Source organism: Enterobacter cloacae complex sp. S3, from assembly GCF_014930495.1.
Classification (GTDB): domain Bacteria; phylum Pseudomonadota; class Gammaproteobacteria; order Enterobacterales; family Enterobacteriaceae; genus Enterobacter; species Enterobacter asburiae_B.
This window is the reverse complement of the sequence record NZ_JADBRD010000001.1, coordinates 1-17,058: the sequence shown is the minus strand read 5'-3', so window position 1 is coordinate 17,058 and position 17,058 is coordinate 1. Positions and strand designations below refer to the sequence as shown.

18 protein-coding genes, 1 tRNA gene and 2 pseudogenes are annotated in these 17,058 nt (G+C 56.4%); 8 read left to right on the top strand and 13 right to left on the bottom strand.

Annotated elements, in window-relative coordinates:
• The first annotated feature begins 119 nt into the window (after positions 1-119).
• Positions 120-2,531: a beta-N-acetylhexosaminidase gene (locus IM317_RS00100; RefSeq protein ID WP_033144503.1), complete on the top strand. Its 2,412-nt coding sequence runs from the start codon at positions 120-122 to the stop codon at positions 2,529-2,531.
• Positions 2,532-2,582: 51 nt separating this feature from the next.
• Here IM317_RS00100 and ridA read toward each other — a convergent pair whose 3' ends face one another.
• The 4 genes from ridA to IM317_RS00080 all read right to left on the bottom strand — a co-directional run bounded on the left by ridA (position 2,583) and on the right by IM317_RS00080 (position 4,588).
• Positions 2,583-2,969, bottom strand: a complete 387-nt coding sequence (ridA, locus tag IM317_RS00095) for a 2-iminobutanoate/2-iminopropanoate deaminase (RefSeq protein WP_008501391.1) — start codon at positions 2,967-2,969, stop codon at positions 2,583-2,585.
• 73 nt (positions 2,970-3,042) lie between these two features.
• Entirely contained in the window at positions 3,043-3,504 is a 462-nt protein-coding gene (gene pyrI, locus IM317_RS00090; protein WP_023310197.1) for an aspartate carbamoyltransferase regulatory subunit, read from the bottom strand.
• Between the two features lie 12 nt (positions 3,505-3,516).
• Complete coding sequence (gene pyrB, locus IM317_RS00085) at positions 3,517-4,449, bottom strand: aspartate carbamoyltransferase (RefSeq protein WP_033144504.1); 933 nt, start codon at positions 4,447-4,449, stop codon at positions 3,517-3,519.
• 34 nt (positions 4,450-4,483) lie between these two features.
• Positions 4,484-4,588 carry a pyrBI operon leader peptide gene (locus IM317_RS00080; RefSeq protein ID WP_022646880.1) on the bottom strand — a complete coding sequence of 35 codons (105 nt, stop codon included), beginning with the start codon at positions 4,586-4,588 and terminating at the stop codon, positions 4,484-4,486.
• Between IM317_RS00080 and IM317_RS00075 the strand changes: the two are divergent.
• Positions 4,568-4,685: pseudogene (locus tag IM317_RS00075) on the top strand (hypothetical protein). The gene IM317_RS00080 and the pseudogene IM317_RS00075 sit on opposite strands and share 21 nt — an antisense overlap.
• Before the next feature lie 3 nt (positions 4,686-4,688).
• On the opposite strand, the gene IM317_RS00070 reads toward IM317_RS00075, so the two are convergent.
• The 5 genes from IM317_RS00070 to arcA all read right to left on the bottom strand — a co-directional run bounded on the left by IM317_RS00070 (position 4,689) and on the right by arcA (position 9,966).
• On the bottom strand, positions 4,689-5,168 hold the full coding sequence (locus tag IM317_RS00070; protein WP_029739272.1) for an arginine repressor: 480 nt from the start codon (positions 5,166-5,168) through the stop codon (positions 4,689-4,691).
• Positions 5,169-5,248: 80 nt separating this feature from the next.
• Positions 5,249-6,652, bottom strand: coding sequence for a YfcC family protein (locus tag IM317_RS00065; protein WP_033144505.1), 1,404 nt, complete (start codon positions 6,650-6,652; stop codon positions 5,249-5,251).
• A gap of 47 nt (positions 6,653-6,699) precedes the next feature.
• Positions 6,700-7,704 carry an ornithine carbamoyltransferase gene (gene argF, locus IM317_RS00060; protein ID WP_032647051.1) on the bottom strand — a complete coding sequence of 335 codons (1,005 nt, stop codon included), beginning with the start codon at positions 7,702-7,704 and terminating at the stop codon, positions 6,700-6,702.
• Between the two features lie 119 nt (positions 7,705-7,823).
• Entirely contained in the window at positions 7,824-8,735 is a 912-nt protein-coding gene (arcC, locus tag IM317_RS00055) for a carbamate kinase (RefSeq protein WP_033144506.1), read from the bottom strand.
• 10 nt (positions 8,736-8,745) lie between these two features.
• Positions 8,746-9,966 carry an arginine deiminase gene (arcA, locus tag IM317_RS00050; RefSeq protein WP_029739276.1) on the bottom strand — a complete coding sequence of 407 codons (1,221 nt, stop codon included), beginning with the start codon at positions 9,964-9,966 and terminating at the stop codon, positions 8,746-8,748.
• Positions 9,967-10,641: 675 nt separating this feature from the next.
• On the opposite strand from arcA, the gene IM317_RS00045 reads away from it, so the two are divergent.
• A complete protein-coding gene (locus tag IM317_RS00045; protein WP_033144507.1) occupies positions 10,642-11,094 on the top strand; it encodes a YhcH/YjgK/YiaL family protein in 453 nt (150 codons plus the stop codon).
• Between the two features lie 180 nt (positions 11,095-11,274).
• On the opposite strand, the gene IM317_RS00040 is transcribed toward IM317_RS00045, so the two are convergent.
• The 4 genes from IM317_RS00040 to argL form a co-directional block, all read right to left on the bottom strand.
• Positions 11,275-11,727 (bottom strand): DUF3828 domain-containing protein, encoded by a 453-nt coding sequence (locus tag IM317_RS00040; RefSeq protein WP_033144508.1) that lies wholly within the window; start codon positions 11,725-11,727, stop codon positions 11,275-11,277.
• A 1-nt stretch (position 11,728) separates the two neighbouring features.
• On the bottom strand, positions 11,729-12,091 hold the full coding sequence (locus tag IM317_RS00035) for a hypothetical protein (RefSeq protein ID WP_033144509.1): 363 nt from the start codon (positions 12,089-12,091) through the stop codon (positions 11,729-11,731).
• A 264-nt stretch (positions 12,092-12,355) separates the two neighbouring features.
• A complete protein-coding gene (gene argF / locus IM317_RS00030; RefSeq protein WP_033144510.1) occupies positions 12,356-13,360 on the bottom strand; it encodes an ornithine carbamoyltransferase in 1,005 nt (334 codons plus the stop codon).
• Entirely contained in the window at positions 13,330-13,425 is a 96-nt protein-coding gene (argL, locus tag IM317_RS23855; protein WP_211180486.1) for a putative translational regulatory protein ArgL, read from the bottom strand. Before argL ends, argF (IM317_RS00030) begins: the two co-directional genes overlap by 31 nt.
• Before the next feature lie 99 nt (positions 13,426-13,524).
• On the opposite strand from argL, the gene rraB reads away from it, so the two are divergent.
• From rraB to IM317_RS00005, 5 genes and pseudogenes are all read left to right on the top strand, one after another.
• Complete coding sequence (rraB, locus tag IM317_RS00025) at positions 13,525-13,950, top strand: ribonuclease E inhibitor RraB (RefSeq protein ID WP_029739283.1); 426 nt, start codon at positions 13,525-13,527, stop codon at positions 13,948-13,950.
• 46 nt (positions 13,951-13,996) lie between these two features.
• Positions 13,997-14,755 carry a tRNA isopentenyl-2-thiomethyl-A-37 hydroxylase MiaE gene (gene miaE / locus IM317_RS00020; protein ID WP_033144511.1) on the top strand — a complete coding sequence of 253 codons (759 nt, stop codon included), beginning with the start codon at positions 13,997-13,999 and terminating at the stop codon, positions 14,753-14,755.
• Between the two features lie 30 nt (positions 14,756-14,785).
• The gene (locus IM317_RS00015; protein WP_033144512.1) at positions 14,786-15,508 is read left to right on the top strand and encodes a hypothetical protein; all 723 of its coding nucleotides are present in this window, start codon (positions 14,786-14,788) and stop codon (positions 15,506-15,508) included.
• 106 nt (positions 15,509-15,614) lie between these two features.
• Positions 15,615-15,699 (top strand) — tRNA-Leu (locus tag IM317_RS00010).
• 345 nt (positions 15,700-16,044) lie between these two features.
• Positions 16,045-16,941, top strand: a pseudogene (locus IM317_RS00005) (N-6 DNA methylase); the annotation flags it as partial.
• Between the last annotated feature and the right edge of the window lie 117 nt (positions 16,942-17,058).

The following is a 17,058-nucleotide window of genomic DNA, read 5'->3' as shown; positions in this document are numbered from 1 at the left end:
GGCTTTCCTCCCAAATTCAACAACCTGTGATCTCCGTCGGCGCATTCGCTTGACGACAAATTGAGCGCATGTTAACAGAATGTTTTGCCTTTATTTGGCCCGTCAGATAAGGAACATTCATGTTACGGTACAGCCTCTTAACCGCCGGGCTGATGCTCGGCGCCTCTGCGTTTGCCGCCCCGGCAGGCGATCTCCCTTTGATGCCCTGGCCTGCGAAGGTCGAACGCCCGACGACCCAGGGCGCGCTGGTGCTCAGCAACAACGTATCCATTAGCGTCAGCGGGGACGATCTCGGTGACGCCGTCAACCGCCTGCGCCAGCGCATTGCCCTGCAAACCGGCTGGACGCTGCAGCCCCAGGCCGACAAGCCTGAAAAGCCTGAAAAGCCTGAAAAGCCTGAAAAGCCGACCATCCGTATCGCGATTGCCAAAAAGGTCAAGCCGCTGCCGCTGCCGGAAAGCGATGAAAGCTATAGGCTCACGGTGGATGCCAACGGCGTCGATATCTCCGCCAACACCCGCTTCGGCGCGCTGCGCGCCATGGAAACGCTGCTCCAGCTGATGCAGAACGGGGCGGAAAACACCTCGCTGCCGTGGGTCACCATTGAAGATTCGCCGCGCTTCCCGTGGCGCGGGCTGCTGCTCGACTCGGCGCGTCATTTTATTCCGCTGCCGGATATCAAGCGCCAGATCGACGGCATGGCCGCGGCGAAGCTCAATGTCCTGCACTGGCACCTGACCGACGACCAGGGCTGGCGCTTCAGCTCGAAGCGCTACCCTAAGCTGACGCAGCTTGCCAGCGACGGGCTGTACTACACGCCGGAACAGATGCGCGAGGTGGTGCGTTACGCCGCCGAACGCGGTATCCGCGTGGTGCCGGAGATCGACATGCCGGGCCACGCCTCGGCGATTGCCGTAGCCTACCCGGAGCTGATGAGCGCCCCGGGGCCGTACGCCATGGAGCGCCACTGGGGCGTGCTGAAGCCGGTGTTAGATCCCACCAAAGAGGCAACCTACGCCTTTGCTGACGCGATGGTCAGCGAACTGGCGGCGATCTTCCCCGATCCGTATCTGCATATCGGCGGCGATGAGGTGGACGACAGCCAGTGGAAAGCGAATGCCGCGATCCAGAACTTCATGCGCGACAACAGGCTGGCGGACAGCCACGCGCTGCAGGCGTATTTCAACCGCAGGCTGGAAACGATCCTTGAGAAGCATCACCGGCAGATGGTCGGCTGGGACGAGATCTACCATCCCGACCTGCCGAAAAGCATTCTGATCCAGTCCTGGCAGGGGCAGGACGCGCTGGGGCAGGTGGCGCAGAACGGCTACAAGGGCATTCTTTCCACCGGTTTCTATCTCGACCAGCCCCAGTCCACCGCCTATCACTACCGCAACGAAATTGTCCCGCAGGGGCTGAACGGCGTGGATGTGATTGCAGACACCGACAGCGTCCAGAGCTGGGCCTTCTCCATGCCGCGCCTGAAGGGCAAGCCGGTGGAGGGGAGCTTCACGCTGGTGAAAGGGGACGCAGGCTGGCGCGGATTTATTGATTTTGCCGGGAAATCCCGCCGCGCGGTGCAGGATATTGAATGGCGCGATGACAGCCAGGTGACCTTCACCGTCGACACGTGGATGGGCGAGACGCGCCCGGTGGTTTCCGTTGATAACGACAAGCTCACCGGCTATTTCCTGGTGGGGAATACGCGTTACCCAATCAGCGGCACGCGTCTGGACGCGGTGCCGAAAGGCATTCCGCCGGTCGTGCCGGACGTGGCGAATCAGGCCAACCTGCTCGGCGGGGAAGCCGCGCTGTGGGCGGAAAACGTGGTGGCGCCGGTGCTGGATATCCGCCTGTGGCCGCGCACCTTCGCGGTGGCGGAACGGCTGTGGTCCGCGCAGGACGTCAACGACGTCGACAACATGTACACCCGCCTGCAGGCGATGGACAGCTGGTCGACGGTGTCGGTCGGGCTGCAGCAGCATACCCAGCAGCAGGTGCAGTTCACGCGCCTTGCCGGTAATGCCGACACGCTGCCGCTGCAGATCCTCGCTCAGGCGGTAGAGCCCGCGCAGTATTACACCCGCCAGCACCTGAAGTTCCAGGCGGGAAATTATCATCAGTTCGAACCGCTCAACCGCTTCGCCGATGCGCTGAACGCCGAAAGCGCCACCGTGCGGCAGATGAACAAATGGGCGGACCGCCTGGTGAGCGATGCGGAAGATGCGGAAAGCGCCGACGCGCTGCGCCACGTCTTTAACCGCTGGCAGAGCAACACCAGCGACGCGCTGGCGCTAAGCGAAAACAGCTATCAGCTGAAGGCCATGAAGCCGGTGATCCAGGAGGTGGATAAGCTGGCCTCCATTGGCCTGAGGCTGACGGATCTGGTAGCGCGCCAGGGCACGCTGGATGATAAAGAGATAGCCTCGATTCAGAGCGAGCTGGATAACGCGGCGAAGGTTCAGGACGAGGTGGTGATTGCGGCGGTCTATCCGCTGGAGACGCTGCTCAGGGCGACGCGGAATCAGTAGCAAGCAACAAAAAAGGCAGCCTGGGCTGCCTTTTTTTATCGCCAAAGCGAATTAGCGACGTACTGCAATCGCTTCGATTTCAATTTTCACGTCTTTTGGCAGACGGGCCACTTCCACGCAGGAGCGCGCCGGGAAGGTGGCGTTGTGCTCGGTGAAGAACGCTTCGTAAGTGGCGTTAACGGTCGCGAAATCGTTCAGATCTTTCACGAAAACGGTGGTTTTCACGATATCGCCCACTTTCAGACCGGCAGATTCAACGATAGCCTGCACGTTTTCCAGCGACTGACGGGCCTGTGCCGCGACGTCTTCCGGCACCGCGCCGGTTTTTGGGTTCACCGGGATCTGACCGGAAGTGATGATCATGCTACCCAGATCAACGCCCTGAACGTAAGGGCCGATAGCCGCTGGTGCATTTTCCGTCGCGAGTACTTTGCTCATGTTTTCTCCAGAATTACAGCGTTAAGAATGTTCCCGGCCATTATAACAGCCGGGATTTCATTACCAACCTCAATTAGTTGGCCAGCACCACATAATGAGAAAACTCTTTTTCGCAGTATTTGCATTTGAGCGCGATGTCATCGGCGCGTTTTTTCACTGCAAAGCTGGAAGAAACCGGCTCAGCATGACTGATGCAGTTGCTGTTCGGGCAGACCAGCACGCTTTCAATGCGATCCGGCAGGCTCGGACGGGATTTGCCGACCACTTCATACTCGTCGATGCGGTTGACGGTGGCGTCCGGTGCGTACAGCGACAGCTGGTTGACCTGCTCGTCGGTCAGGAAGGTGTTCTCGATTTTGATCAGGTCCTTGCGGCCCATCTCGCCCGACGGCAGGTTCAGGCCGATGGTGATGCGCTGGTCGGTTTCGGTCAGTTTGAACAGCGTCAGCAGCTTAAAGCCCACCTGCGCAGGGATATGGTCAATCACGGTGCCGCGCTTGATGGCTTCAACCTGGAGTTTGTTATCGTGTGTCATGGTCGTTTCCCCTTACAGTGCCAATTCGCGATTCAGAACCAGTGCCAGTAACGCCTGGCGGGCGAAGATGCCGTTTCCGGCCTGCTGGAAGTACCAGGCGTGCGGCGTCTTATCCACGTCTGTGGTGATCTCATCGATGCGCGGCAGCGGATGCAGCACCTTCATGTTGTCGCGCGCGCCCTCGAGGTCGGTGGCGCGCAGCACGAACTGTGCCTTCACGTTGGCGTATTCGGACGGATCCAGACGCTCTTTTTGCACGCGGGTCATGTAGAGAATATCCACGTGGCTCATCACCTCTTCGATGCTGGCGTGCAGGCTCCACTGAATGCCTTTTTCGTCCAGCATGTCGAGAATGTACTGCGGCATCGCCAGCGCGTCCGGGGCGATGAAGAAGAAGCGGTTGCCGTTAAATTTCGCCAGCGCCTGGGTCAGGGAGTGGACGGTGCGGCCATATTTCAGGTCGCCGACCATGGCGATATTCAGGTTCTCGAGCTTGCCCTGCGTCTCCTGAATGGTGAACAGATCCAGCAGGGTCTGCGTCGGGTGCTGGTTGGCACCGTCACCGGCGTTCAGCACCGGAATGCCGCCGGAAAATTCGGTCGCCAGGCGCGCCGCGCCCTCCTGCGGATGACGCATCACAATCGCGTCGACGTAGGTGCTGATCACTGAAATGGTATCCGCCAGGGTCTCGCCTTTTTTACCCAGCGACGTGTTGCTGCTGTCCGAGAAGCCCACCACGCTCGCGCCCAGGCGGTGCATGGAGGTTTCAAAGGAGAGGCGGGTGCGGGTCGAGGCTTCGAAGAAGCAGCTCGCAATCACCTTGTGCTTCAGCAGCTCCGGTTGCGGATTGGCCTTCAGTTTTGCCGCGGTTTCCAGAACCAGTTCCAGCTCTTCGCGGCTGAGGTCGTTTATGGAAATGATGTGTTTTTGATAAAGCGGATTCATGTTTATCTCCTGACGCCGGGCAAAAAAAAGCCCCTCAAATGAGGGGCTCTGGGAATAGGTTTAGCAACGGGAAGAAAAACGGCAGGCCAGCGTCTGATTTCAGACGCGGTAAGACGTTATGTCGTACACGCTTGACCATGCTTCCTCCCGGCAAATTGTCGGGCATTATACGCAGCTCGCTTTTCGGATCAAGCGATTTAATGCACGCTTTACTCAATGCAAACGGTTCTTTATGAATATTAATGCGTTCTGAGTAAATAATTAATTTGCTTATGCACCAGTGCGGTGCGCTTCACGACCCGGGGAGCGACCCAGACGATACTGCTGCCGGCCACCACGCCTAAAATTTCCGGCAGCTGGTGATAATCCAGAATACGCGCCACCGCGCGGCCATATCCGGCGACGGTATGAACAAGGATAAACTCGCTATTGTGCTCGACGCTGACCACCATTTCGGACACGGTACGCGCGGCGTCGGGGGCAGGGCGCAGCTGGGGATTCAGCGAATAAATCTTTAGCCCTTTGGCATTTCGAATTTTTATGACGCCGAGCAATTTAAGCAGACGTGAAACGGTGGACTGGCTGATGGTCTCAAAACCACGCTCCTGCAAATCCCGGCGGATCTCCTCCTGAGAGAGATAGCTCTTTTCTGCGATCAGGCGCTGGCAGACCGTCAGCTGTAGTTGCTCTTTGGGAGAGTACTCTTCGTAATCCATCATAGTTCCCATATCAGTTCCTGAAATAACCGGTGGCACCGCACCGATCCGTAGGCCGGATAAGCGCAGCGCCATCCGGCAAATCACAACAAGGCACCCAGACTTAACGCCACCATAATCACCACCGTTAAAATGCCCAGCAGCGGCGCCACCCATTTCAGATAGCGCACGTAGGGCACGCGGGCGATAGCCAGCCCGCCCATCACGACGGCAGAAGTGGGCGTGACGAGGTTAACGATGCCGGAGGCCGACTGGTAAGCCGTCACAACCAGGTCGCGGTTGACGTTAGCGAAATCGGCAAGCGGCGCCATGATCGGCATCGTCAGAACGGCCAGGCCGGATGAAGAAGGCACAAGAAACGACAGCACGACCTCCAGCCAGTACATCACGTTGATAAACGCTACCGTGGACAACCCGCTGACCAGCCCTTCCGCGCTGTGCAAAATGGTGTGGGTAATCATGCCCTTATCCATGATGACTACGATACCGCGCGCGATGCCGATAATCAGCGCGACGCCCAGCAAATCTCGCGCGCCGTTGATAAACGTCGACGTCAGCTCCTCTTCGCTCATGCGGGCAATCAGGCCGACGATAATCGCGCTGGCGAGAAACACCGCCGAGATCTCCGCCATCCACCAGCCCAGCACCGCCACGCCGTAGATCATCACCGCGAAGGCGAGGGCGAAAATCACCAGGATGATTTTGCGCACCGGGGTAAATTCCAGCGACTGTTCGCCCTTGTCGCCGAGGAAATGGGCGCGGTTCTCTTCCTGTTTGTCTGCGACGATCGACAGCGACGGATCCTGGCGCACCTTACGGGCGTAACGCATCACCCACGCCACGCAGATGACCCAGCCGATGACCAGCAGCGCCACGCGCAGGGCGATGCCGTTAGTGAAGGGGATCCCGGCGGCGTTGGCGGCGATCACCGTGGCAAACGGGTTAATGGTAGAGCCGAGCGTGCCGATCCCCGCCCCGAGCAGCACGGTGGACGCGGCGACAACCGGATCGAACCGGGCGGCCAGCATCACCGGTACCAGCAGGGTGTAGAACGGCAGCGACTCTTCGGCCATGCCGTAAATCGTGCCGCCTGCGGCAAACAGCGCCATCAGGATCGGGATCATCCACTCCTCGCGCCCGCGCAGCCGCGTAGTGACGCGTTCGATCCCGGCGTCAATCGCCCCGGTTTTGGTGACGATCCCGAGAAAACCGCCGATGATCAGGATAAACAGCGCGACGTCGATTGCCCCGGCCTGGCCGGAGACCGGATCGTACAGCCCGGCGATGGGCGCCATCAGGACGGAAACCAGCCCCTGCGGATGTGCCGCCACGTGCGCGTACGTTCCGGCAATCGGGACTTCTTTACCGAGGGTTTCGTTCATCGCCATCTGGTACTGACCGGCGGGGACGACCCAGCTCAGCGCCGCCACAACGGCAATCAGGAAAAAGAGAATGGTGTAAGCGGAGGGAAACTTAAACTTGCCCATGATGTTCTCCTTAAACCCGGCGCACCCCGCGGCGCGCCGGGCGGTGATTAGTCGCCGAGTGTCGCCACCATGACCGCTTTAATGGTGTGCATGCGGTTCTCTGCTTCGTCGAAGACGATGGAGTTCGGTGATTCGAAGACCTCTTCCGTCACCTCCAGCCCCTTCAGGCCGTAGGCCATCTCGATCTCGCGGCCCACTTTGGTGTGTTCGTTGTGGAACGCCGGCAGGCAGTGCATAAACTTGACGTTCGGGTTGCCGGTGGCCTTCATCACGTCCGCGTTGATTTGATACGGCTTCATCAGGCTGACGCGCTCGGCCCAGGCCTCCTTCGGCTCGCCCATGGAGACCCACACGTCGGTGTAGAGGAAATCGGTCCCCTGCACGCCTTCTTCCACGTCGTCGGTGAGGGTGATGCGCGCGCCCGTCTCTTTCGCGATGGCGCGGCACTGCTCAACCAGCCCGGCTTCCGGCCAGAAGGATTTCGGTGCGACGAGGCGGATATCCATCCCCATCTTGGCCGCGCCGACCATCAGCGAGTTGCCCATGTTGTTGCGCGCGTCGCCCAGGTAGGCAAAGCTCAGCTCCGGCAGGGTTTTGCCCGGCGCGTGCTCCAGCATGGTCATCAGGTCGGCGAGGATCTGCGTTGGGTGGAACTCGTCGGTCAGGCCGTTCCACACCGGCACGCCCGCGTATTCGCCCAGCTCTTCGACGATGGCCTGGCCGTAGCCGCGGTATTCGATGCCGTCATACATGCGGCCCAGCACGCGGGCGGTGTCTTTCATCGACTCTTTATGGCCGATCTGCGAGCCGCTTGGGCCGAGATAGGTGACCTGCGCGCCCTGGTCGAACGCGCCCACTTCAAAGGCGCAGCGGGTGCGGGTGGAGGTTTTTTCAAAAATCAGGGCGATGTTTTTCCCGACCAGGGTTTGCTTTTCACGTCCGGCTTTTTTGGCCGCTTTCAGCTCGATGGCGAGGTCGATCAGGTACTGGATCTCCGCCGGGGTGTAGTCCAGCAGTTTCAGGAAGTTGCGGTTTTTCAGGTTGATGGTCATGTGGGAAATCCTTTTAAAAATTAGCTGTCTGATGCCCTCACCCCGGCCCTCTCCCACGGGGAGAGGGTGTAATCGTCCCCTCTCCCTTAGGGAGAGGGTTAGGGTGAGGGGAAAACGACTCAGTTACGAATCAACGTGCCTTTCTCGCCCGCCAGGATCTCCGCGCCGTCGGCCAGCGCGCCGATCCCGGCAATGCCGTTGCAGGCCTCAACAAACTCGCGGCAGGCGGCCACTTTCGGCCCCATCGATCCGGCGTCGAACTGCATGCCTCTGAGCAGCTCCGGCGTCACCTGCGCCAGCGGGCGCTGGGTCGGCTTGCCCCAGTCGAGGTACACCGCGTCGGCATCAGTCAGGATCAGCAGGGCGTCGGCCTCGATCTGGCGCGCCAGCAGGGCGGCGGAGAGGTCTTTGTCGATCACCGCCTCAATGCCGCGATAGCCGTTGGCGTTCTCCACTACCGGCACGCCGCCGCCGCCGTTGCAGATCACCAGGTGATCGCGCTGGATCAGCGCCGTGATGGCGTCGCTCTCGACGATGCGCTTCGGCTGCGGTGACGGCACCACGCGGCGGACGTAGCTGCCGTCGGCCTTGAACACCCAGCCTTTTTCCGCAGCGAGCGCTTTCGCCTGGGCTTCGCTGTACACCGGGCCGATGTATTTGGTCGGGTTGCTGAAGGCCGGGTCGGCGGCGTCCACTTCCACCTGCGTGAGCAGGACGCTCACCTCGCGCTGCGGCAGATTGTTTTTCAGCGCCTGCTGGAGCATGTAGCCGATCATTCCCTGGCTTTCGGCGCCGAGAACGTCCAGCGGGTAGGGTGTGACTTTGTCGTAGGCGCTGTTCTGCAGCGCCAGCAGCCCGACCTGCGGCCCGTTGCCGTGCACCAGCACCACGCGCCACTGTTCTGTTAATCCGGCGATGGTGCGCGCGGCCTGCTCGATGTTCTGGCGCTGGATTTCGGCTTCCAGCGGCTCGCCGCGCTTGAGCAGCGCGTTGCCGCCCAGGGCCACAACCAGAGTGGGTTTTCGTTCCATGATGGCTCCTTTAAATTCCGTCACGTTCCAGCGGGCAGCTCATGCAGCGCGCGCCGCCGCGGCCGCGTCCGAGCTCATCGCCCGGGATAGGCAGCACGGTGATGCCCGCTTTGTCGTACTTCTCGTTGGTCCAGACGTTGCGCTCGTAGCCAATTACCACGCCCGGGCGGATGGTCAGCACGTTGTTGGCGTCGTTCCACTGCTCGCGTTCGGCTTCAAAGGCGTCGCCGCCGGTGGTGATCAGGCGCACCTGGTTAATGCCGAGCGCTTTCTCGATGGCGTGCAGCAGGTCGGTTTCCTGGGTGCGCAGCAGGCCGCCGCGTCCGTCCGGGGTGAGCGTCCAGCACTGGGCGTCCTTGCGCACCACTTCCGGGTAGACGGAGAAGGTGTCCACGTCGATGTGGGTCATGACGGTGTCGAGGTGCATGCAGGAGCGGTGTTTTGGCAGCTCAACGGCGATCACGCGCTCGGCCTGACGGTGTTTGAACAGGCTGTTGGCGAGGAACTCCACGCCCTGCGGCGTCGTGCGCTCGGACATGCCGATTAATACCGCCCCGCGGCCAATCACCAGTACGTCGCCGCCTTCTAGCGTGGCGTGGTCGTAATTAATATTCTCGTCGCCGAAATACTTAATAAAATCGCCGTCGGCAAACGCCGGATGCCAGCGATATATTGCCCGCAGGTTATTCGTTTCACGCTGACGGGCCGGTTTCGCCATGGGGTTAATAGAGACGCCGTTATAAATCCAGCACGAGGTATCGCGGGTAAATAAATGGTTCGGCAGCGGCTTCATAATAAAATCATTCGCCGTGTGGGTATCCACCACCATATTTTTAATGGCCGCCGGAATTTCGCCGTAGGTTAATCCGCCGCTTAATCTGCGCGCCAGTTCGCGGTGCGGCATATCCGCCAGCCAGCCGCGGACGTCGCCGGCAAAGGTCGGGCCGAGGCGATAGTCAGAGATTTGGGTATCCAGAAGCCAGGCTTTCGCTTCTGCAATATCAAGGGTTTGTGTCAGAAGGTCGGTCAACAGCAGGACTTCCACACCCTGCTCGCGCAGCGTGTTGGCGAAGATGTCATGCTCCTCACCCGCCCGCTCAACCGAGAGCACGTCATCGAAAAGCAACTCCTGACAGTTTGATGGCGTTAAACGTTTCAGACTTAAATTAGGACGATGCAGCATAACGCTACGCAATTGACCAATTTCAGAACCGACGTAATGCTTTTCCATAATTATTCCTTTAACTGTTTTTCAGAATAAAAAGGGCATGCGCCATGTGATGTGTTTAATTTCATGGCGGCTAAGCTCAATTGATTTCGTGATTCATACTAGGCAGTTAAATAATCCGTATTGTGATATCGCTCACGCGAAACCGGATATTAAGGGGTTTGTTTTCATTTGCATGATTCGTATCAGATAATGATTAATTTCATATTATTGAGGGGTGAATAGCTAAGCAGGATTCGGTGGCATTATTTGAGATTGTTATTATTTTGTAGATTTTAATGTTTTGAAATATATCGTTATGTGGCTGATTTTAAATGATAAATATCATGAGCAAGAATTGCTATGCAATTAACGTAATTAACTTCTTTTGACTTAAGAAAAATCAATAAATAATTATGGTTTTTTAGAGCAAATTATCAAAACAGTAAAGTGTGAGGCGGCAACGGGTTTTGTTAATTAGAGAGCATGATCAAGAGGTTAGAACAGCCGTCCGACAAGCGCTGATCGAGGTTATGCATAACCCCTGCATAATTGCCTGGACAGGATTAACAGTGGGTTAACACCTTTCCCGATAAACATGCGCTCGCGCAAACCTCTTCGAAAAAGGGCTGGTATGGCAGTCTTAACTCTCGTATAAAAGATAAAAATGAAACGTTGTTTTACGTAGAGGGATTTCACATGATTATCGGCAACATCCACCATCTGCAGCCCTGGCTGCCTGACGCGCTGCGCCAGGCCATTGAGCACGTTAAAGCCCACGTCACCGACGCTACGCCGCTCGGCAAGCACGACATCAACGGCAGCAGCCTGTTTTATCTGGTCTCGGAAGATATGACTCAGCCGTTCGCCGAGCGCCGCGCCGAGTACCACGCGCGCTATCTGGATATCCAGATCGTGATGAAGGGGCAGGAAGGAATGACGTTCAGCACCCTGCCGCACGGTACGCCGGACACCGACTGGCTGGCGGACAAAGACATCGCGTTCCTGCCGGAAGGCGAGCAGGAGAAAACCGTGGTGCTGAGCGAAGGGGATTTTGTGGTGTTCTGGCCGGGCGAAGTGCACAAGCCGCTGTGCGCGGTGGGGACGCCTGCGAAGGTGCGCAAGGTTGTTGTGAAGATGCTGATTAGCTAATCGGGTTTACTCCCTCTCCCACAGGGAGAGGGCCGTATCGGTGCTTGATTTGCCCGGTGGCGCTGCGCTTACCGGGCCTACGATTATTGATATCGTTGCACAAAGCAGGCCGGGTAAGCGCAGCGCCACCCGGCAAGAAAGGCGCACTGAACCACTAGAGTGATAAGAACTTTGTTTGGCTCATTTAGAGATAGCCAGATTTCTTGAAAAATCCGCATTAGAAACTGACTGTACCTTCCATAAGTTGTTTTCTTTAACCATGCAGTCTATGACTACGTGCTCCTGCTTTTTGCCAAATGCAATGTATACGTTGACGCAAACTGGATCGGTATCCCCGGCTATGGCTGTTACATTCTGGGGCCAGTCATCGCCAACGTATTGCGCTTTTAAAAACATATCGGCTTCGTAAAACTCTTTGTCGGCATAACGCGGATCCTGCGTATGACGGAGTTTTTTCATTGTTGATGCTGTGACATATTTATCTATTTCGTTTCCATCAGTAATGGGAAATGCATCTTTGTTGATTTGATTAACGTACCAGCTGTTAAATTTTACAGCACGCTCAATCGGGTCAGAGTGGCCAGCCATTACAGAGAAAGAAAATATGAAGAGAAGCAGTAAGATATTTTTCATATCAGTAGTGCCTGTAAAGGGTAATTTTTGGCTGTATCTTACGATATGTCTGGCCGGGATAAAGGCTGTTCTGTTTAAAATCTGAATACCAGGTACCCGATCCGTCGTAGATACATGCATGCCCATTCTGATGCGCACCTGGTAATGCGTCAATTACTGCGACATCACCCTCAATGGGTGTGCCGTACACCTTGCTGAATCCTGCCTTCTCAAGAGAGCGCCAGAAGTTTTTTGCATCAGCACCATCAATTTTCAAACCTCCGGCACGAATAGCTGCAGCGACGGCGCGAGCGCAGTAACCCGTACTGTTATGATGTGCGTGGCTGCGGGCATATGACACAGCTTCATGCTTATTCCATGACATAAAATAATCCTTATTTTATTAACGAAACGTAGTAATAAGGAAACATTACACCGGATATTTACAATGGTATGTAATTGATAATGATCTAATATTAACCATCATCAATCTAATAAATAATGGTTAATAAAATTATAAATACATATTATGGTTGATGCTTATCTGAAGATGCGTCAGTAAAATGATTTTTTTGCGCGTAAACTGGAAATGATTATCTGCTGAAAAATAATTCAGCAGATAATCACCATCTCAAGGTAAGAGAGAGGCTCACTCCCCAAGCGTCGCCACCATCACCGCCTTAATCGTATGCATCCGGTTTTCCGCCTGGTCGAACACGATGCTCGCCGCCGACTCAAACACCTCGTCCGTCACTTCCATCCCGCCGTGCAGGTCGAACTCTTTCGCCATCTGCTTGCCGAGCGTGGTCTGGTCGTCATGGAACGCCGGCAGACAGTGCAGGAACTTCACGTTCGGGTTGCCGGTCAGCGCCATCATCTGCGCGTTCACCTGATACCCGCGCAGCAGCGCGATCCGCTCCGCCCACTTCTCTTTGGCTTCGCCCATCGACACCCAGACGTCGGTGTAGATAAAGTCCGCGCCCTTCACGCCCGCCGCCACGTCTTCCGTCAGCGTGATCTTCCCGCCGTGCTTCTCCGCCAGCGCGCTGCACTCCGCCACCAGGCTCGCTTCCGGCCAGCAGGCTTTCGGAGCCACCAGGCGCAGATCCAGCCCGGTCAGCGCCGCCGCTTCCAGCATCGAGTTGCCCATGTTGTTGCGCGCATCGCCCGCGTAGACCAGCGTCATCTCGTTAAACGCCTTGCCCGGCAGGTGCTCCTGCATGGTCAGCAGGTCCGCCAGCAGCTGGGTTGGATGGAACTCGTTGGTCAGCCCATTCCACACCGGCACGCCCGCATACTGCGCCAGCGTTTCGACCACTTCCTGGCCGTGGCCGCGATACTGAATGCCGTCATACATCCGCCCGAGAACCCGCGCGGTGTCCTTAATTGACTCTTTATGCCCAATCTGGCTGCCGCTCGGCCCTAAATAGGTAACGCGCGCGCCTTGGTCAAATGCGGCAACTTCGAAAGAGCAACGTGTACGGGTCGAGTCTTTTTCGAAGATGAGCGCGATGTTTTTACCAGTAAGCTTTTGTACTTCCTTGCCATTTTTTTTATCGGCTTTGAGCTGTGCGGCAAGAGTCAGCAGAGAAGTGAACTGTGCAGGGGTAAAGTCGAGCAGTTTCAGAAAGTGTTTTTTGTATAAATCGGACATTTTATCCTCGCATGGCGAACGCCACTTATTGAATTAAAATTCACTTTATATGTGTAATTATTCATTTGCAACCCCGTTTCACAATTCTTTCTTACAAAGGTGGAGGCAAACCCGTCCGTGTGTGAAAATAGAAGTATCTGCCGCACTTTAAAGAGGATTGAGCCATGGCAAACCCGGAACACCTGGAAGAGCAACGCGAAGAGACGCGTCTGATTATTGAAGAACTGCTGGAAGACGGTAGCGATCCGGACGCGCTGTACACCATCGAGCACCATTTCTCTGCGGATGATTTCGACGCGCTGGAAAAACTGGCCGTGGAAGCCTTCAAGCTGGGTTACGAAGTGACCGAGCCGGAAGAGCTGGAAGTGGAAGAGGGCGACACCGTCATCTGCTGCGACATCCTGAGCGAAGGCGCGCTGAAGGCGGAGCTGATCGACGCGCAGGTAGAACAGCTGATGAACCTGGCCGAGAAGTTTGAAGTGGAATACGACGGCTGGGGAACCTACTTCGAAGATCCGAACGGTGAAGACGGCGAAGAAGGCGACGACGAAGATTACGTCGACGAAGACGACGACGGCGTGCGTCACTAAGCGTTTCAGGCGGTGGCGCGCGCCACCGCTTTTTCAAGGCAGAACCATGGATTACCCGCAGATACTCGCCCCCGTACTCAACTTCCTCCAGTGCCCGACCCCGCAAGCATGGATTGATAAAGCCCGCGACCCGGCGAACCTGCCGCTGCTGCTCACCGACCACATGGTGTGCGAGCTCAAGGCCGCCCAGACCGCGCTGCTGCTGGTGCGTAAATACGTCGCCGACGAAAGCGGTGCCGACGCGCTGCTCGACTGGCTCAAGCCCTACGAACAGTTCACCTTCCGCGACGGCCCGGAGCCGGACTTCATCGCCCTGCATAAGCAGATTGGCAAAAGCGTGATGCCCAAAACCGACGACCCGTGGGGCCAGGCGCTCATCGACAGCATGGTGCTGCTGATTAAAGAGGAGCTGCACCACTTCTGGCAGGTGCGCGAGGCGATGCAGTCCCGCGACATTCCGTACGTCAAAATTACCGCCAGCCGCTACGCCAAAGGGATGCTGAAGGAAGTGCGCACCCACGAACCGCTGACGCTGATCGACAAGCTCATCTGCGGCGCCTACATCGAAGCCCGCTCGTGCGAACGCTTCGCCGCGCTGGCCCCGTTCCTCGACGACGACCTGCAGAAGTTCTATCTCTCGCTGCTGCGCTCGGAAGCGCGGCATTATCAGGACTACCTGACGCTGGCCCAGCAGGTGAGCGACGACGATATCTCACCGCGCATACAGCATTTTGGCGAAATTGAAGCCACACTTATCTCGACACCGGACAACGAGTTTCGCTTCCACAGCGGCGTGCCGGTATAAACCGGCACAACTCAAGGATAAGGATGCGAGATGAATAAAACGTGGACCCGTACCGTGATGGTTGTTGTGGTGGCCGCCGCCGTGGCGTTCTGGGTGTTCTTTGACAGGCAGCGCGCTCCGGAACGGCAGACGGATTCCGCCCTTAACGCGATGCCCGCCTGGCAGGTGATTAAGGAGCAGGAGCCCGCGCTGCATCAGCGCATCCTCGACCAGATGGCCGCCCTGCAAAAAGCGGGCGAGCCGGAGCAGCAGATTATCGACACCATCCAGCCGCAGATCCTGCATCTGCAGATGTCGCGCCTGCAAAACGCCCCGGACGCCAACGTGGTGAACTACATGACCATCAACATGGAGCAGACCGCCGCCATTCAGAAGGTGAGCGACGACGCCTGCTTCCGCTTCCTCTACCCGACGGTGAAGGGCGGCGTGAACCCGATGCGCATGCTGGATAAAGACCTGATGGCGCGGCGCATGCAGGCCGACGCCGACATGATGCGCGCGGCCTACGGCAAAAACCGCCACACCGTGACCCCGGCCGAACGCGAGGCGGCTGTCGAGGACGTGCGGCCGATTATGAAGGCGCTTGCCGATAAGTACGGCGAGGACATCCAGCTGCTGCAGATGCCGGAGAAGGCGGCGGGCAAAGAGAAGCTCTCCTGCGATATGGTGCAGGAGATGTGGGTGAAGGTGCTGGCGCTGCCGGAGCAGAAGGCGGCGGGTGTGATTCGTCTGGCGGTGTCTGAGCTGGACTGACGAAGGGCGCTGGTTTTTTGGGCACTTAGCGCGGATTTAGCGCGTCGTCGCTTGCATGGCGGCGCGCGACAGGTATAATCCACAACGTTTCCGCATCCCCTTCAGTGCCGAAGTGGCGAAATCGGTAGACGCAGTTGATTCAAAATCAACCGTAGAAATACGTGCCGGTTCGAGTCCGGCCTTCGGCACCAAAAGATGCAAATGAAAGTCGCTTAAGGGCGGCTTTTTTTGTGTCTGAAATTCGTGAAAAATTGCTATTCCCACTCACAATGCTGGCGCTGTCATGATGAAGTTATAACTATAATCATGCACAACGACACTAATCACGCCTGATGTTAAAAAGGCTGGTTTATGGGCGTAATAATTCTTACGATACTAACCTACCGGCTCAGATGTTAACTCCATAGCACTATGCTTTCAAAAAATGCTTCCGAAAGTCTAACGACGAAGACTGAAGTAAAAGATTGCTTTTCAACTACGGCATAGATGTTTTGTTGTACAAGATTCCGGCGTCGCAGAATCGAAAAGAGAAAACAATGACACTGATTAATCTAAAAGACCTCGAGGCCCATCTTTGGCATGCAGCCCATATTATCACTGGGCCTATTGATGCGTCAGATTACAAAACGTACATATTCCCAATCCTATTCTTCAAGCGCATTTGTGATGTATATGACGAAGAATTTGCCGATGCGATGGAGAAGGTTGGGGATGCAGAGCTTGCCAAGGGGAAGATGTTTCACCGCATTCAGATACCAGAGAATTGCCACTGGCGTGATGTTTTCGCTGAGACCAAAGACATTGGTCAGGCCTTAAAAGACTCCTTCCGTGGTATAGAACTGGCAAACCCTAAACTGCATGGCATTTTTGGCGATGCCAGTTGGACCAATAAAGAACGCCTTTCAGATGAGTTACTGGCTACGCTACTTAATCACTTCAATAAGGTGAATCTGGGTGTAGCAAGTGTCCGTGATGATGTCATGGGCCGTGCATATGAGTATCTGATTAAACGTTTTGCAGACAAAGCTAACAAAAAAGCTGGTGAGTTCTACACCCCACGTACAATCGTTCGTTTGATGGTTAACATTCTCGATCCAAAAGCGGGTGAGAGTGTTTACGATCCAGCCTGTGGCACAGGCGGTATGTTGCTTGAGACGATTCACCACGTAAAAGAAAACGGTGGCGATCCGCGCTTGCTAAAAATCAAAGGTCAGGAAAAAAACCTGACGACGGAAGCTATTGCACGGATGAACCTGTTCCTCCACGGTCAGGAAGACTTCGATATTGTTCGGGGGGATACGTTACGCGAACCTAAGTTTTTAAAAAGTGATCGTTTAGAAACCTTCGATTGTGTTGTTGCCAACCCACCGTTTAGCTTGAAGGAGTGGGGATACGATCTGTGGTCAAACGAGCCCTATGGCCGCAAGCAATATTGACCTGCTCCCCGTTGATTAGTACACCCCGATGTTAGTAATGTCTTCATAAGCCACATGAGGACATCCCCATGAAGAAGCGTTTTTCCGACGAACAGATCATCAGTATTCTCCGCG

Excerpts from the sequence above, each read along its gene's own strand:
- IM317_RS00015 (WP_033144512.1), top strand. The coding sequence starts at position 14,786 with ATGAATAAAACGTGGACCCGTACCGTGATGGTTGTTGTGGTGGCCGCC.
- IM317_RS00045 (WP_033144507.1), top strand. The coding sequence starts at position 10,642 with ATGATTATCGGCAACATCCACCATCTGCAGCCCTGGCTGCCTGACGCG.
- IM317_RS00100 (WP_033144503.1), top strand. The coding sequence starts at position 120 with ATGTTACGGTACAGCCTCTTAACCGCCGGGCTGATGCTCGGCGCCTCT.
- ridA (WP_008501391.1), bottom strand. The coding sequence starts at position 2,969 with ATGAGCAAAGTACTCGCGACGGAAAATGCACCAGCGGCTATCGGCCCT.
- argF (WP_033144510.1), bottom strand. The coding sequence starts at position 13,360 with ATGTCCGATTTATACAAAAAACACTTTCTGAAACTGCTCGACTTTACC.
- argL (WP_211180486.1), bottom strand. The coding sequence starts at position 13,425 with ATGAATAATTACACATATAAAGTGAATTTTAATTCAATAAGTGGCGTT.
- argF (WP_032647051.1), bottom strand. The coding sequence starts at position 7,704 with ATGACCATCAACCTGAAAAACCGCAACTTCCTGAAACTGCTGGACTAC.
- IM317_RS00070 (WP_029739272.1), bottom strand. The coding sequence starts at position 5,168 with ATGATGGATTACGAAGAGTACTCTCCCAAAGAGCAACTACAGCTGACG.
- pyrB (WP_033144504.1), bottom strand. The coding sequence starts at position 4,449 with ATGAATCCGCTTTATCAAAAACACATCATTTCCATAAACGACCTCAGC.
- arcC (WP_033144506.1), bottom strand. The coding sequence starts at position 8,735 with ATGGAACGAAAACCCACTCTGGTTGTGGCCCTGGGCGGCAACGCGCTG.
- IM317_RS00040 (WP_033144508.1), bottom strand. The coding sequence starts at position 11,727 with ATGAAAAATATCTTACTGCTTCTCTTCATATTTTCTTTCTCTGTAATG.
- IM317_RS00080 (WP_022646880.1), bottom strand. The coding sequence starts at position 4,588 with ATGGTCAAGCGTGTACGACATAACGTCTTACCGCGTCTGAAATCAGAC.
- arcA (WP_029739276.1), bottom strand. The coding sequence starts at position 9,966 with ATGGAAAAGCATTACGTCGGTTCTGAAATTGGTCAATTGCGTAGCGTT.
- IM317_RS00035 (WP_033144509.1), bottom strand. The coding sequence starts at position 12,091 with ATGTCATGGAATAAGCATGAAGCTGTGTCATATGCCCGCAGCCACGCA.
- IM317_RS00065 (WP_033144505.1), bottom strand. The coding sequence starts at position 6,652 with ATGGGCAAGTTTAAGTTTCCCTCCGCTTACACCATTCTCTTTTTCCTG.
- pyrI (WP_023310197.1), bottom strand. The coding sequence starts at position 3,504 with ATGACACACGATAACAAACTCCAGGTTGAAGCCATCAAGCGCGGCACC.
- rraB (WP_029739283.1), top strand. The coding sequence starts at position 13,525 with ATGGCAAACCCGGAACACCTGGAAGAGCAACGCGAAGAGACGCGTCTG.
- miaE (WP_033144511.1), top strand. The coding sequence starts at position 13,997 with ATGGATTACCCGCAGATACTCGCCCCCGTACTCAACTTCCTCCAGTGC.